The sequence below is a fragment of the Arthrobacter arnarulunnguaqae genome (assembly GCF_051262515.1).
In the GTDB taxonomy this organism is placed as follows: Bacteria; Actinomycetota; Actinomycetes; order Actinomycetales; family Micrococcaceae; genus Arthrobacter_N.
Window position 1 is genome coordinate 15,354 of sequence record NZ_JBIMER010000006.1, and the last position, 13,668, is coordinate 29,021.

The 13,668-nt window shown below is 71.2% G+C and carries 15 protein-coding genes; 9 read left to right on the forward strand and 6 right to left on the reverse strand.

What is annotated here, in order from left to right; all coding sequences use genetic code 11:
- Positions 1 to 28: 28 nt before the first annotated feature.
- Both ACHAAJ_RS07435 and ACHAAJ_RS07440 read right to left on the reverse strand, forming a co-directional pair.
- Positions 29 to 676 (reverse strand): response regulator, encoded by a 648-nt coding sequence (locus ACHAAJ_RS07435; protein ID WP_435727377.1) that lies wholly within the window; start codon positions 674 to 676, stop codon positions 29 to 31.
- Positions 673 to 2,106, reverse strand: a complete 1,434-nt coding sequence (locus tag ACHAAJ_RS07440) for a sensor histidine kinase (protein WP_435727379.1) — start codon at positions 2,104 to 2,106, stop codon at positions 673 to 675. The genes ACHAAJ_RS07435 and ACHAAJ_RS07440 overlap by 4 nt, the downstream gene beginning before the upstream one ends.
- A 167-nt stretch (positions 2,107 to 2,273) precedes the next feature.
- On the opposite strand from ACHAAJ_RS07440, the gene ACHAAJ_RS07445 reads away from it, so the two are divergent.
- Positions 2,274 to 3,404: an ABC transporter permease gene (locus ACHAAJ_RS07445; RefSeq protein WP_435727380.1), complete on the forward strand. Its 1,131-nt coding sequence runs from the start codon at positions 2,274 to 2,276 to the stop codon at positions 3,402 to 3,404.
- Positions 3,405 to 3,485: 81 nt separating this feature from the next.
- Positions 3,486 to 4,214, forward strand: a complete 729-nt coding sequence (locus tag ACHAAJ_RS07450) for an ABC transporter ATP-binding protein (RefSeq protein ID WP_435727381.1) — start codon at positions 3,486 to 3,488, stop codon at positions 4,212 to 4,214.
- A 43-nt stretch (positions 4,215 to 4,257) separates the two neighbouring features.
- On the opposite strand, the gene ACHAAJ_RS07455 is transcribed toward ACHAAJ_RS07450, so the two are convergent.
- From ACHAAJ_RS07455 to ACHAAJ_RS07465, 3 genes are read right to left on the reverse strand one after another with little or no spacing between them, the layout of a single operon-like run.
- Positions 4,258 to 5,640 carry a dihydrolipoyl dehydrogenase family protein gene (locus tag ACHAAJ_RS07455; RefSeq protein WP_435727382.1) on the reverse strand — a complete coding sequence of 461 codons (1,383 nt, stop codon included), beginning with the start codon at positions 5,638 to 5,640 and terminating at the stop codon, positions 4,258 to 4,260.
- Between the two features lie 32 nt (positions 5,641 to 5,672).
- Entirely contained in the window at positions 5,673 to 6,095 is a 423-nt protein-coding gene (locus tag ACHAAJ_RS07460) for a YkvA family protein (protein ID WP_435727383.1), read from the reverse strand.
- Between the two features lie 4 nt (positions 6,096 to 6,099).
- A complete protein-coding gene (locus ACHAAJ_RS07465; protein ID WP_435727384.1) occupies positions 6,100 to 6,549 on the reverse strand; it encodes an HD domain-containing protein in 450 nt (149 codons plus the stop codon).
- Positions 6,550 to 6,838: 289 nt separating this feature from the next.
- Between ACHAAJ_RS07465 and ACHAAJ_RS07470 the strand changes: the two genes are divergently transcribed.
- Entirely contained in the window at positions 6,839 to 7,111 is a 273-nt protein-coding gene (locus ACHAAJ_RS07470; protein WP_435727386.1) for a hypothetical protein, read from the forward strand.
- Between the two features lie 58 nt (positions 7,112 to 7,169).
- Positions 7,170 to 8,222: a lactonase family protein gene (locus ACHAAJ_RS07475; RefSeq protein WP_435727387.1), complete on the forward strand. Its 1,053-nt coding sequence runs from the start codon at positions 7,170 to 7,172 to the stop codon at positions 8,220 to 8,222.
- Between the two features lie 51 nt (positions 8,223 to 8,273).
- On the opposite strand, the gene ACHAAJ_RS07480 is transcribed toward ACHAAJ_RS07475, so the two are convergent.
- A complete protein-coding gene (locus tag ACHAAJ_RS07480) occupies positions 8,274 to 8,513 on the reverse strand; it encodes a hypothetical protein (protein WP_435727389.1) in 240 nt (79 codons plus the stop codon).
- A gap of 406 nt (positions 8,514 to 8,919) precedes the next feature.
- Here ACHAAJ_RS07480 and ACHAAJ_RS07485 point away from each other — a divergent pair, with 406 nt between their 5' ends.
- The 5 genes from ACHAAJ_RS07485 (at position 8,920) to ACHAAJ_RS07505 (ending at position 13,668) form a co-directional block, all read left to right on the forward strand.
- Positions 8,920 to 9,600, forward strand: coding sequence for a fasciclin domain-containing protein (locus tag ACHAAJ_RS07485; RefSeq protein ID WP_435727390.1), 681 nt, complete (start codon positions 8,920 to 8,922; stop codon positions 9,598 to 9,600).
- Positions 9,601 to 9,756: 156 nt separating this feature from the next.
- Positions 9,757 to 10,332: an ECF RNA polymerase sigma factor SigK gene (gene sigK / locus ACHAAJ_RS07490; protein ID WP_435727392.1), complete on the forward strand. Its 576-nt coding sequence runs from the start codon at positions 9,757 to 9,759 to the stop codon at positions 10,330 to 10,332.
- Positions 10,332 to 11,219 (forward strand): anti-sigma factor, encoded by an 888-nt coding sequence (locus ACHAAJ_RS07495; protein WP_435727394.1) that lies wholly within the window; start codon positions 10,332 to 10,334, stop codon positions 11,217 to 11,219. The genes sigK and ACHAAJ_RS07495 overlap by 1 nt, the downstream gene beginning before the upstream one ends.
- 137 nt (positions 11,220 to 11,356) lie before the next feature.
- Positions 11,357 to 11,800 carry a DUF4383 domain-containing protein gene (locus tag ACHAAJ_RS07500; protein WP_435727396.1) on the forward strand — a complete coding sequence of 148 codons (444 nt, stop codon included), beginning with the start codon at positions 11,357 to 11,359 and terminating at the stop codon, positions 11,798 to 11,800.
- A 236-nt stretch (positions 11,801 to 12,036) separates the two neighbouring features.
- Entirely contained in the window at positions 12,037 to 13,668 is a 1,632-nt protein-coding gene (locus ACHAAJ_RS07505) for a molybdopterin-dependent oxidoreductase (protein ID WP_435727398.1), read from the forward strand.

Sequence of the window (13,668 nt, forward strand, 5' to 3'; positions counted from 1 at the left end):
GCGCTCCGGTCGGCCCTCACGCCCGGCCCTACTGCCGGATGATGTGGCGCCGCCGGGCCACCGCGATGGCCGCCGTGCGGTTCTCGACGCCGAGCTTGGCGTAGATGTGTACCAGATGAGTCTTGACCGTGGCCTCCGAGACATACAGCCGCTTGGCGATCTGCCGGTTCGGCAGGCCCGTCGCGAGCAGCTCGAGCAGTTGTAGCTCCCGCGGGGTCAACGCCGGAGCCGGATTGCTGATCCGCCCCATCAGCAGCGCCGCGACCCGCGGAGCCAGTGCGGTCTGCCCCGCGGCGGCCGCCGCCACGGCCTGCCGGATCTGCTCCGGCGGCGCGTCCTTGAGCATGTAACCGCTCGCGCCGGCCTCCACGGCGGCGAGGATGTCCGCGTCGGTGTCGTACGTGGTCAGGATCAGCACGGCCGGCGCGGCCTCGAGCTTCCGGATCCTCGCCGTCGCGGCGACGCCGTCCATCCCCTCGCCCATCTGCAGGTCCATCAGCACGACGTCGACCGGCTCGCTCAACGCCATTTGGCGCTGGACCTCGGCGATCGCGGCCTCCCCGCCGCCGGCCTCGGAGGCCACGGTGACGCCCTCGAACTCCGTGAGCATGGCGCGCAACCCGGCGCGGACCACGGGGTGGTCGTCCACGATCAGGACGCGGACCACCGCGCTCACGAACCTCCCTCCACTGCCGCACCCGAGACGAGGGGGAGCCGCACGGCGACCACGGTGCCCTCGCCCGGAGCCGACTCGACGTTCAGGGTTCCGCCCAGGTAAGCGGCCCTGTCGCCCAGGGAGCGCAGGCCGAAGCCGCGCCCGTCGGTTCCGGGCGCCGCATCGGCGGCGCGGTCCGCCCCACCGCCGGGCCCGCCGAGGAACGCGGCCGGGTCGAAGCCCGCGCCGTCGTCGTACACGTCCAGCGTGACCTCGGTGCCGAGGGAGGCGAGGGTGACGACGGCGGTGCCCGCCCGGGCGTGCTCACGCACGTTGGCGAGGCTGGACTGCGCGGCGCGCAGCAGCGCGACGGCGAGCGGCGGGGGCAGCTCCGCGGGATCGCCGTCCAGCTCCAATCGACACGACAGGGGACTCCCGTGCGCGGCGGCCTGCGCCTCCGTCGCGCGGCATAGCCGGCGCAGGGCGTCCACCAACGAGGATTCCTCCAGTTGCGCCGACAAGCCGCGCACGAAACCGCGCGCCTCGGTCAGGTTGTCCGAGGCGGTCTGCCGCACCAGGGCCATCCGCTCGGCGGCCGCGGGTGCGTCGCCGTCCTCCAGCGAACGCTCCGCCGCCCGCGAAACCAGGACGATGCTGGAGAGGCCCTGGGCCAGGGTGTCGTGGATTTCCCGCGCCAGCCGTTCGCGCTCGGCCAGCACGCCGGCGTCGTGCTGGGTGGACGCCAACGCCGCGCGGGTGCGGCGCAGCTCGTCCGCCGAGCGCCGCTGGAAGTCCGCCTCCCGGTACAGGGCGCGGTAGGCGAGCCCCATCACGACGGCGAACGCGGCGCCGACCACGGGGCCGAGAACCGCGGCCAAAGGGGGGACGGGCAGGCCGCTGCCCGCCCACTGCGACGCGACGACGGCCGCCGTCATTACGGCGATCGCCGGCAGCGCCAACCGCAGCGGCAGCAGGTGCAGGTGCAGGAAAAAGAGCGGGAAGGCGAGCCAGGAGAAGTCGGGGCTTCCGGCGAGCAAGGCCGCCCAGATCAGCGTGACCACCAGGAGCCACGGGACGCCGAGGCGACGCGGATTGAACGACGACGCCCCCTCCGCGAACCGCTTTTCGACCACCGTTCCCGCGACGTACACGCCCGCCAACAACAGGGCCGCGCCGGAGAACGCGTAGCGGGCAGGTGCGCCGCCGCCGAACACCGGGCCGCCGCCGAAACCGCCCCCGAAACCACTGCCGGCGTCCGCCTCCCCGAGGTGCAGTCGGAGGATCGCCACGGCCAGCAGGACCGCGAAGCCCAGGTGCAGGGCCACCCGAAGGGTCAGCAGGATCGCGGAGACTGAGGGTGCGGAGTTCGAGGATGCGGAGTTCTGGGGTGCGGAGTCCGGCGGCGTCGCGTCCGGCAACTCGGCGGCGTCTCGGGGTTCCACGGCAGGCATTGTCCCAGCCTATGCCGCCTCGCAAGGGAGCGGATCAACCGAATGGTTGACCCCGGAACCCACCGAACGGTTCCCGAGGATCAACCGTCGGCGCGATGCCTCCGCACGCGCCCGGCGGGAGGGTTGAGGGGTAGCCCCAACTAAACCCCGACCGGAAGAAGTCCACCGTGTTCCTCGCCCTCCGCGACCTCCGATTCGCCAAGGGACGCTTCGCCCTGATGGGAAGCGTCGTCGCCCTCATCACCCTGCTCCTGGTCATGCTCTCCGGCCTCACCGCCGGACTCGGGGACCAGTCGACGTCCGCGATCGATCGGCTCGGGGCCAACGGTTCCCGCGCCGCGGCGGACCGGATCGTGTTCGGCGCCCCGGCCGGGAACGAACCCACGGCGTCGTTCACCGAAAGCCAAGTCAGTGCCGAACAAGTCGAGGCGTGGGGCGCCCGGCCCGGTGTCGCCCGCGCCGAGCCGCTCGGCATCAGCCAGAACCGCCTCCAGGGCCTGCCCGGGAACGACGGCGGCGCGGGCACCGCCAACGTCGCCGTCTTCGGCGTCGAAGCGGGAAGCCCCTTGGCCCCGCTGGAGGTCGGGGAACACGCCATGGTCCTCGGCGAATCCGTGGCCGCGGACTTGGGTTTGGAGGCCGGCGACCGAGCGACGCTCGGCGGAATCGAACTGCGGGTCGGAGGCATCGTCGAGGACCGGTGGTATTCGCACACCAGCGTCGTCTGGACGGCACTGCCCACCTGGGCCTCGCTTGCCCACCTCGGCGACCCGGATCAGCTCGGCACGGTCGCCGCGGTCACGTACGACGACGCCGGGGCCGGCGCCCCAACGGTGGACCCCGAAGCCGCGGACCTGGCCGCAAACACCGTGAGCGTAACCCGCACCGGATCCTTCCAGGCACTTGGCTCCTACAAGAGCGAGAACGGGTCGCTGCTGATGATGCAGGTCTTCCTCTACGGGATCTCGGCCCTGGTCATCGTCGCGTTCCTGACGGTGTGGACGGTCCAGCGGACCCGCGACATCGCCGTCCTCAAGGCACTCGGTGCCTCCGGCGGCTACGTCCTGCGCGACGCCCTGACCCAGGCCGCCGTCGTCCTGGTGGCCGGCGCGCTGCTTGGCGGGGCGGTCGGCGTCGGCGGTGGTTTCCTCGCCGCGCGGGCCGCGCCGTTCCTGATCGAACCGGCCACGACGCTCCTTCCCGTCGCCGGGATCGTTGCCCTGGGACTCGCGGGCGCGGCGCTCGCCGTCGGACGCGTGACCAAGGTCGACCCGCTGATCGCCCTCGGCGGCAACTAGCGTCCGGCGGCAATCGGCACCTGGCGGCAACCAGCGCCCGACGCCGACCTTCCACCATCCATCCACCACCGAAAGGCCACCATGTCCATCTCGATCATGTCCACGTCCACCCACCTGCCCGCGCTGCGGCTCGACGGCGTCACCCTCGAGTACCCGGACGGCGACGGGACCCTCAAGGCGCTCGACTCCGTCCACCTCTCCGTCGCGCCGGGCCAGCTGCTCGCGCTCGTCGGGCCGTCCGGCTCCGGCAAGTCCAGCCTGCTCGCCACCGCCGCGACCCTCGTGAGGCCCACCGTCGGCCGCGTGCTCATCGGCGGCACGGACGCCTCGACGCTCCGCGACGCCGAGCGCTCCGAGTTGCTCCGGAACAGCGTGGGGATCATTTTCCAGCAGCCGAACCTCCTGGCATCGCTCACCGCCGCCGAACAGATGGTGGTGGGCGACCACCTCCGCGGAAAGCCGCTCCGCGCGGCTCGGGCCAAGGCCGCCGAGCTGCTCGACGTCGTCGGGCTCACGGACGCGGCGAACAAGCGCCCGCACCAGCTCTCCGGCGGCCAGCGGCAGCGCGTGAACATCGCCCGCGCGCTCATGGGGTCCCCGAAGGTGCTGCTGGTCGACGAGCCGACGGCGGCGCTGGACCACGAGCGCAGCTCGTCGATCGTCCGGCTGATCCGCCGGGTGACGGACGACTTCGCCGTGGCGACCGTGATGGTCACGCACGACACCGAATTCGTCCCGCTCGCCGACTCCGTGGCGACGATGCGCGACGGCAGGCTCACCGTCCCTGTGCCGGTGCCCGCCTACGCGTAGGTCGCCGGCCGCGGGGCAAGCTCCGCTCGCGGGGCGGTTTCCGTCAGAAGGCGAACTTGTCCAGCGCGGCCAGGTACGCCTCGTGGAACGTCGGGAACTGGGCCACCTGGTCGCGCAGCAGCGAGATCGGCAACTCGGCCCGGACGGCCAGCGCGGCGTAGTGGATCCACTCGCCGGCCTGCGGCCCCACGGCCCACGCGCCGACCAGGACCTTCCGCTCCATGTCTGCCAGCAGGCCGAGGACCGCCTTCGGGTCCCGCTCGTACGTCCACGGCCGGGCCAGCGCGGCGGCGGCGTCGAGCTCCACGGACTGGACGTTCAGGCCGCGGTCGCGGGCCTGCCGCCCGGTCATCCCGACGGCGGCGATCTCCGGGATTCCGAAGACCACCCGGGGGATCCCGCCGTACGTGGCCTCGCGGTCCCGGCCCAGGATGTTCTCCGTGGCGACGCGCGCCTGGTACTTCGCGACGTGGGTGAACGGCATGACGCCGGTGACGTCGCCGACCGCCCACACGCCGTCGGCCGCCCGGCAGCGGGAGTCCACGACGACGTCGCCCTTCGTGCCCAGCTCCACGCCGAGCGACTCCAGGCCGAGGTCGGCGGTGTTCGCCTTCCGCCCCGTGGCGAAGACGACGACGTCGGCGGCGACCCTCGCGTCGCCGTCGTCCCCGAACTTCCCGGACCCGCCCGAGCGCTCCAGCTCCAGGACGCTTTCGCCGCCGTCGCGGCGCGCGCCGGAGGCCGAGGCCTCGAGGATGACGCGCACCCCCGCGTCCCGGAGGTATTCGAGGGCGAGTTCGCCGACGCGCGGCTCCTCGCGGCCGAGCAGCGCGCCGCCGCGGTGCACCAGCGTGACCTCTACACCGAAGCGCGAAAGGAACGTGGCGGTCTCGACCCCCACTGCGCTGCCGCCGACGACGATCGCGCGGGCCGGAAGCGTGGTGGCCGTGTAGGTTTCGCGGTTGGTCCACGCCGTGATGTCGTCGATGCCGGGTAGCTCCGGCAGCACGGGGACGGTGCCGGTCGCGACGACGATGTGCTTCGCGGTGAGCTCGCGGTCGCCGGCCAGGATGCGGCCCGGTCCGATCGCCCGACCGGCCTCCTTGACCACGGTGGCACCCTGGTCGGCGTAGCCATCGACCTGTTTGGTGTCGTCGAGGTGCCGGATCATGGTGTCCCGGTAGTCGCTGGCCTCTTGCCAATCCAGGGCGGCGCCGCCGACGCCGGCCGCGCGATCGGCCTCGGACCGCGCCTCCGCCGGACGCAGCAGGGTCTTGGAGGGAATGCACGCCCAATAGCCGCACTCGCCGCCGATGAGTTCGCGTTCGACGACGGCGACGTTCAGCCCGGCGTCGATCAGTTGGCTGGCGGCGACCTCGCCGCCGGGGCCCATGCCCAGGATGATCGCATCGAAATCGTGGTCCATGCGCCCACCGTCTCACGGGCGGGCGCCGGGGACTATGGGGCGGCGGAATTGGTTCCGGCGAGGCGCTCGATCACGGCGAGTCCCGCCGGGGTCCCGGGCCAGTGCCGGCGGAGCGCGTCGGGCCCGGCGGACCGAACCACCGAGCGCAGCACCAGGGCGAGCACGACGACGTCGTCCGCGTAGCCGATCACGGGCAGGAAGTCCGGCACCAGATCCAGCGGGAACAAGAGATACGCCAGCAGCAGGCCCAGCTTCACGCGGACGGACCGGGGCATGGACGGGTCCGCGGCGAGGCGGCGGATGGTGCGCAGCAGGTCCGGCAGCAGGCGTAGGGCGTCGGTCATGGCGACGGTTTCCGGGTGCCGGCGGGCGTAGGCCCACAACGCCAGCAGCAGCACCGCGTACACGGCCGCCAACCCCACGAGGACACCGACCAGCGGTTCCCACCAGTCCACCGGCTCAGCCCCCGAGGATTTCGAGCGCGTGCCTGTACTTGCCGGCCAGCCGCTCCGCCTTGACCGGGTCGCCGGCGCGCAGGACCCGGACGCGCTCCGGGTCCGTGTTGTCGGCGATGTCCGCGAGCTTGACAGCCAGGGCGACAGGGTTCGCGCGGATGGCCCGGTAGTAGTCGTCCGATCCCATTTCAGGCGTACGGGTCAACAGCACGACGGCGGTGACGACGTCCTCCGCAATGCCGGCGCGGAGGAGCTCGTCGGCGCCGATGCCGCAGTCCTCAATGGTGTCGTGCAACCAGGCGGCCGCCACCTCCGCGGGAGCCGTGAGGCGGCCGGCCACGCGCGCCGGATGGCTGATGTAGTCCGCCCCCGCGTGGTCCGTCTGGCCGCGGTGCGCGATGGTGGCTACCGCGCGGGCGGCGGCGACCTGCGGGTCGGTTTCCTCGGGGCGCATGGCGTCCTCTTCTGTGGTGTGCGGCGGGGGATGTGCAGTGGGCCGCGGCGGTGGTGCGGGTTCGGTGCCCTCGGCAAGAACGAATCTACCGGGCGGCGCCGACGCTTTGGGCACGTCCCCCGCGGCCAAAGTGTCGGGGGTGGTCCCTAGCGTGGAACCATGATGGAGACAGCGCTCGGGGCGCCCCGGCAAGACACGTTCACCCAGGCGGACCTGCGAACCCTGGAGCAACTGATGGGCGCAGTTCGAGCCGGAGGTCCCGCTTGAATGGCAGCTGGATGTCGGCGACGTGAACAGCGGCTGGCACGACCTCGAACACGTCGGCCGGATCCCGGAGCTGGTCCACCGTCTGGGCGACGGCGATTGGCTGGTGCTGCAGACCAAGGGGGACGAAGCGAACCTCCGGTACGCCCAACTCATGGGAAACGAGGGCAACGAACCCGGGACGCCGCCGGGCGACAACCAGTGGCTGACGCGCGCGGACGCCATCGACGTCGTCTCGGCATGGGCCCGCGGCGGACGTTTCCTCTCCGGCTACGGCGCCTGCCTGCACATGTACTAGTGCGGATCGGCCGGTACTAGGCTGGACGGGAAACCGGCCGCCACCTAAGGACGCACCGATGAGCCCTGTCAACGTTTACATCTCCTGCCCGGCGGGCAACTCCGTCGACGGCTTCGAACTCGACACCGAGACCGGGAAGCTGACGCCGTCCGGGCGGCAAGAGGGGCAGACATCGGTCGGGTCGGTGGCCCAGGACCGGGCACGGGGGCTGCTGTACGCCGGCCTGAACCAGGACGCCGCCGCGGTCGCGAGCCTGCGCGTGGGCAGCGGAGGGGGGCTCGCGGCCATCGGTACGGCACCGCTCCACGCCCGCACCGCCTACCTCTCCGTGGATCCGCACGGCCGGTGGCTCTTCAACGCCTCCTACCACGACGACGTCGTGCTGGCCCTGCCGCTGGACGCGGACGGCGCGCCGGGCGACAGAGCCCCCGTGCGGATGACCCCGGGCGGCAAGGCGCACTGTGTGCTCCCCAGCCCGGACGGGGCGTTCGTCTACGCGACGTCGCTGGGGGACGACCGGATCGTCTGGTACCGCGCCGAGGAGGCCTTCGAGGAGGCCGGCCACGTCGACTCGGCACCGGGCTCGGGCCCGCGCCACCTTCGGTTTTCCGCCTCCGGAGACGTCGTCTACGCCCTCCACGAGATGACCGGAACCGTGGCCGTGTACACCCGCGACGCCGGCACGGGCGCGCTCGAGGAGATCCAAGTGGTCGGCTCCGTCCCCGGGGAACTGGGGCTGATTCCCGGCCACGCGCGCGGCTCGGGACGCCCCGACCCGGGCCCGGATGCGATCTGGTGCTCGGACGTCCAGCTGGGCGCCGGCGGCCGGTACCTGTTCACCACGGAGCGCTCTTCCAGCACGGTGACGACGTTCGCGGTGGACCCCGATAACGGAACGCTCACCTTCCTGCGGACCACGGACACGGAGACGCAACCGCGTGGAGCCGGCGTCGATCCGTCCGGTTCCTTCTTGTTGGTGTGTGGCCAGCGATCCGACCACGTCAGCGTGTACCGGATCGGCGAAGACGGGCTACTGGAGAGCACGGACCGCGCGTCCACGGCCGAAGGGCCGATGTGGATTGAGACGCTGGAGCCCGTGGCCACCCCCTAGCGGCGGGGCCGCGCCACGCGGCCATCGGCCTCCGTCTGCTCGGCCGCCACCCTACTTCTGTTCGACGGGGGCCTCGCCCTCCGGCAGAACGGGGTGCCCGTCGTGTTGCGGATGCTTCGGGTGGGCGGCTTCCTGTTCCTTGAGGTGCTTCTCGAGCTTTTCCTCGGTGTCGTGCCGACGCTGCGACAAGTTGCGCAGGTCGCTGTTTCCCAGTTCGAAATCGTTGTTCTTGCGCGCGGGCGACGCGCGTTTGCTTCCACGGCTCGTGCCGGCATCGTTTTCGTTACTCATGAACTCATCGTTGCATCATGGGGCCGGTCGGGAAAGGGATAACCGGACGCTGTTCACCGGAGCGTCAGGGACCGTTCAGACGCGACCGGAATCCGCGCCGCCGACCCGTGAACCCGTAGCCGGTGGTGCCCTTCGGCTTGTAGATCGACAAACCAAACGCCACAATCAGCGCCGCCACGCCGGCGCCCGCGTGACCAGCGCGGCCATGACAACGAGGAACAGGGCGAGGGAGACCTTCACCCACCGGGGCGACGGCCGACGTCGTTCCGGGCCCGCCGCGTGGTCCTGAAAAGATTTTCACCCGGATCCAATCCGATCCCGGACCCGCTCCGAACTCACCTCGACAGCCCGCACCGACAGGTCGGGAAACAGGCGGCCCCCGGGCCGAGGCATTAGGAGAAACACCATGAAGCGCATGAACAGCAAGTTCGCAAAGGCACTCGGTGTGGTCGCGGTTGCGTCCCTTGGACTCACGGCCTGCGCCGGAGGAACCGAAACCGCCCCGGAAGAGCCGGCATCCTCGGCTCCGGCCAGCTCGTCGGCCGCCGCCACCTCGGCTCCGGCCTCGGAGAGCGCGGCCATGGATCCCGCGGCCAACCTCGTCGGCCCCGGCTGCGAAGGCTACGCCGAGCAGGTTCCGGACGGCGAAGGCTCCGTCGCCGGCATGGCGCAGGACCCGGTAGCGGTTGCCGCATCCAACAACCCGCTGCTGACCACCCTGACAGCGGCCGTCTCCGGAGAGCTGAACCCGGACGTCGACCTGGTTGACACCCTCAACAGCGACGAATTCACGGTCTTCGCCCCGGTCGACGACGCATTCGCCGCCATCCCCGAGGCCGACCTGACGGCCGCCGTCGAGGACGCCGACACGCTCTCCTCGATCCTCACTTACCACGTGATCCCCGGCCAGCTGACCCCCGACGAGGTTGTCGGAATGCAGACCTCGGTCCAGGGAGCCGACGTCGAGATCACCGGCAGCGGCGACGAACTGATGGTCAACGGAGCCAGCGTCATCTGCGGCGGCGTCCAGACCGCCAACGCCACGGTGTACCTCATCGACACCGTCCTGATGCCGCCGGCCGAGTAGTAGCCGACAGCAATGGTCAGCGGGGCCGGCACGGAGGAACGAACGTCCTTCGGGCCGGCCCCGCTGCATGGGGCCCGCGGGCGGCACGGGGCCGCGGCGACACCCGGCAGGGTGTGCGGCAGCGCCGTCGTTCGTGAGACTCTAGACTCCATGCGAATGTCATGGCTCCGCGTCGCGGACGCGGAATCCCCGCCCACGCAGGAAGACCTGCTCCGAGGAGTCGCCAACGGCGACGAATCGGCTTTCGAGGCACTGTACGACGACGTCTCGCCGATCGTCTTCGGCCTGGTCCGCAAGGTCCTCCGGGACGAGGCGCAGAGCGAGGAAGTCACGCAGGAGGTCTTCGTGGAGGTGTGGGAGCAGGCCGGGCGATTCGACCCGGCCCGCGGCAAGGCCGTCTCCTGGATCTGCACGCTGGCCCACCGCCGCGCGATCGACCGCGTCAGGGCCAGCCAGGCCAGCCGCGAGCGGGACATGCGCCAGGGCATCAAGGAGTTCCAGGAGTCCTACGACGACGTCCAGGACACCGTGGAGCTCCGGGCCGACGGCGAACGGGTCAACAAGGCGCTGGAAACACTCAGCGAGGCACAGCGGGAGGCGATCCGGCTGGCCTACTACGGCGGATACTCGCACAGCGAGGTCGCCGGACTGCTGCAGGTTCCGGTGGGCACGGTGAAAACGCGAATACGCGACGGAATGATCAAACTTCGAGACACGTTGGGAGCGGCCTGATGGAAAACGACCAGAAAAACCTGACTGGCGCCTACGCACTCAATGCGCTCGACAAGGAAGAACGCGAGGCCTTCGAGGCGCACGCCGCAGAATCGCGTGAGGTCCGCGAGGAGGCCGAAAGCTTCGAGGAAACCGCCGCGATGCTGGCCCTCGGCGTGGAACCGGTGGCACCGCCGCAGCGAGTCAAGGACAACGTGATGGCCGCGATTCGCGCCAAGCGGCAGGCCGAGTCGGACGACACCGGCACCCACGACGCCGGCACACACGGCGCCGGGGCGCAGGGCGTCGAGCAGCACGCGCCGACCCGGCCCCCTTCCGGCGTCAATCCCGCGGCCCCGGCGAACCCCGCGACCGGCGGCAACGTCGTGGACTTCGGTGCCGAGCGCGAGCGCCGTTCCGCGAACCCGCGGACCGTGCGCTGGCTGTCGGCCGCCGCGGGCGTGCTGCTGGTCGCCACCGGCGGACTGGCCGGCGTCGTCGCAACACAGAACTCCGAACAGGACCGCCTGCAGGAGCAGTTGGCCGCCGTCAGCGGCGACAACGAGGAGCTCTCACGCCTGTTCGCGGCCTCCGACCTGAAGAGCGCCAGCCAACAGATGGAGGGCGGCGCCGTCGTCAACCTGGCCTACGCGCCCTCGGCGGGCATGATGGCCGTGTCCGCCCACGGGCTCCCGGAGTTGCCGGCGGACAAGGCCTACGAGCTGTGGCTGATTTCGCCGAACGGCGCGACGCCGGCAGGCCTCCTGGGCATTGAGGCGACCGCAGCCGGCGAAATGCGGATGGTCACCGGGGAAATGGCCGGGGTGACCCACTTCGGGATCACAGTCGAACCCTCCACGGGATCGCCCGAGCCGACCACGGAACCCATCATGTTGCAGGAGCTGTAGCCCGCGACCTGCGCTTTCGCGAAAACAAACACAAGAAGCCCCGATCGGATCCAATCCGTTCGGGGCTTCGCTCCGAAGTGACTATGTACCTATTGGGCGGCACCACCGTCCGGCATCGCACCGAAGGAGAAACTCACATGGCTACCACCCATACCCAGAAACGACACCGCACTCCGGTCCAGTTGGCCGCGCTCGCGGTCGGCGCCGCGTTCCTGCTCGTCGGAATCCTCGGCTTCGTCCCGGGAATCACCACGAACATCGGCGAGCTCACGTTCGCAGGGCACGACTCCGGCGCCATGCTGCTGGGCATCTTCCAGGTCTCCGTGCTCCACAACGCCGTCCACCTGCTCTTCGGCGTCGCCGGCCTGATGCTTTCGCGCTCCGCGGCCTCCTCGAAGCAGTTCCTGGTCTTCGGCGGCGTCATCTACCTGGTGCTGTGGATCTACGGCATGGTCATCGGGATGGAATCGCCGGCCAACTTCGTCCCGCTGAACACCGCGGACAACTGGCTGCACTTCGTCCTGGGCGCCGCCATGCTGGCCCTGGGGCTCGTGCTTCCGCACAAGCGCACGCGCGCATAGTCGTTCCCCGTCGGCGTCATGCGCCGCGGGCGGGGAACCGGGGGAACAGCGGGGGAGCCAGCGCGGTCGCGCTGCCTCCCCCGTCTGCGTGCTGCGTTGTGACGGGCGCGCGGCTGCGGGGCGCGCCTACCATGGAGGCAGGGAACGGCAATCCGTTGGGCGCCTCCGTTCCGAACCCAAGGTGTCGACGACAGGCCCGGGCTACGGGCGGCAGCGGCACAACGGAAGGCTCCACCATGAACACCGACACCACACCGAGGCGGATTCTCCGCGGCGCCCGCGGTTCGTGGCCGTTCGCGGCCGCCGGGGTCGCCTCCGCGGCCGTCCTGTTCGCCGCAGCCGAACTCGTTTCCGCGTTCTTCGCGACCGCCTCCTCGCCCGTGGTCGCCATGGGCGCCGTGTTCATCGACATCACCCCGCCGTGGCTCAAGGACTTCGCCATCGCGACGTTCGGCACCAACGACAAGCTTGCGCTGTTCATTTCGATCGGCGTCGTGGCCGCGCTGGTCGCCGGCGTGACCGGCGTCGTGGCCCGCCGCAGCTTCCGGGCCGCCGCGCTGATCATCGTCGGCCTCGGCGTCGCGATCTCCCTCGCCGTGCTTTCCCGCCCGGCCACCGGACCGCTGGACCTGGTGCCCACGATCGCCGGCGTCGTCGCGGGACTCGCCGCCCTCCGGTTCCTCCTGGCGCGCGCCACCGCCTACAAGCCCGCCCGGACCACCCCCACACGGACCACACCCACCCAAGCAGACCCCGCCCAGCACGACGCCGGAGCCTCTTCCCGCGCGCCGTCCGGCAGCCCGCGCCGCGGGTTCCTGGCCGCCACCGGCGTCGTCGCGGTGGGTGCGGCCGCCATGGCCGCCAGCGGCCGGGCCCTGTCCGGCGCCCGCAACGCCGCCGGGGCGACCCGCGAGGCGCTGCGGCTCCCGGCGCCGCGCACCGACGTCGAACCCTTGCCCGACGGCGTCGCCGTCGAGATCCCCGGCATGCCCGAGTTCGTGACGCCGAACGCCGACTTCTACCGGATCGACACCGCCCTCGCCGTCCCCCGGATCGAACCGGCGGACTGGGAACTGCGCGTCCACGGCATGGTCGAGGAGGAATTCACCCTGACGTTCGACGAGCTGCTGGCCATGGAGCTCGACGAAACGTACGTGACCCTGACCTGCGTGTCCAACCCGGTCGGCGGGGACCTCGTCGGCAACGCCAAGTGGCTCGGCTACCCGCTGCGCAAGGTCCTGGAGCGCGCCCGCCCCACCGACGGCGCGGACATGGTCCTGTCCACCAGCATCGACGGCTTCAGCGCCTCGACGCCGCTCGAGGTCCTGACGGACGACCGCGACGCCATCCTCGCCGTCGGAATGAACGACGAGCCGCTGCCGCTGGAGCACGGCTTCCCGGTGCGGATGGTGGTCCCGGGACTGTACGGCTACGTCTCGGCCACCAAGTGGGTGGTGGATCTGGAGGTCACGCGCTTCGAGGACAAGATGGCCTACTGGACCACCCGCGGGTGGGACGAGCGCGGACCCATCAAGCTGGCCACCCGCGTGGACGTGCCCCGCTCCTTCGCCCGCGTGCCGGCGGGAACCGTGGCGATCGGCGGGACCGCCTGGGCGCAGCAGCGCGGCATCGACGCCGTCCAGGTGCGCCTCGACGACGGCGAGTGGAACGAGGCCACGCTGGCCGCGGAGGCGACCGTGGACACGTGGCGCCAGTGGTCCTACCAGTGGGAGGACGCGACGCCAGGCCTGCACACGGTCACCGTCCGCGCCGTCGACCGCAACGGAGAGGTCCAGACCGAGGACCGCGCGGATCCGGTGCCCAACGGAGCCAGCGGCTGGCACCGGATCCAGTTCACCGTCGAGTAG

Excerpts from the sequence above, each read along its gene's own strand:
- ACHAAJ_RS07450 (WP_435727381.1), top strand. The coding sequence starts at position 3,486 with ATGTCCATCTCGATCATGTCCACGTCCACCCACCTGCCCGCGCTGCGG.
- ACHAAJ_RS07465 (WP_435727384.1), bottom strand. The coding sequence starts at position 6,549 with ATGCGCCCCGAGGAAACCGACCCGCAGGTCGCCGCCGCCCGCGCGGTA.
- ACHAAJ_RS07475 (WP_435727387.1), top strand. The coding sequence starts at position 7,170 with ATGAGCCCTGTCAACGTTTACATCTCCTGCCCGGCGGGCAACTCCGTC.
- ACHAAJ_RS07495 (WP_435727394.1), top strand. The coding sequence starts at position 10,332 with ATGGAAAACGACCAGAAAAACCTGACTGGCGCCTACGCACTCAATGCG.
- sigK (WP_435727392.1), top strand. The coding sequence starts at position 9,757 with ATGTCATGGCTCCGCGTCGCGGACGCGGAATCCCCGCCCACGCAGGAA.
- ACHAAJ_RS07480 (WP_435727389.1), bottom strand. The coding sequence starts at position 8,513 with ATGAGTAACGAAAACGATGCCGGCACGAGCCGTGGAAGCAAACGCGCG.
- ACHAAJ_RS07455 (WP_435727382.1), bottom strand. The coding sequence starts at position 5,640 with ATGGACCACGATTTCGATGCGATCATCCTGGGCATGGGCCCCGGCGGC.
- ACHAAJ_RS07440 (WP_435727379.1), bottom strand. The coding sequence starts at position 2,106 with ATGCCTGCCGTGGAACCCCGAGACGCCGCCGAGTTGCCGGACGCGACG.
- ACHAAJ_RS07485 (WP_435727390.1), top strand. The coding sequence starts at position 8,920 with ATGAAGCGCATGAACAGCAAGTTCGCAAAGGCACTCGGTGTGGTCGCG.
- ACHAAJ_RS07500 (WP_435727396.1), top strand. The coding sequence starts at position 11,357 with ATGGCTACCACCCATACCCAGAAACGACACCGCACTCCGGTCCAGTTG.
- ACHAAJ_RS07505 (WP_435727398.1), top strand. The coding sequence starts at position 12,037 with ATGAACACCGACACCACACCGAGGCGGATTCTCCGCGGCGCCCGCGGT.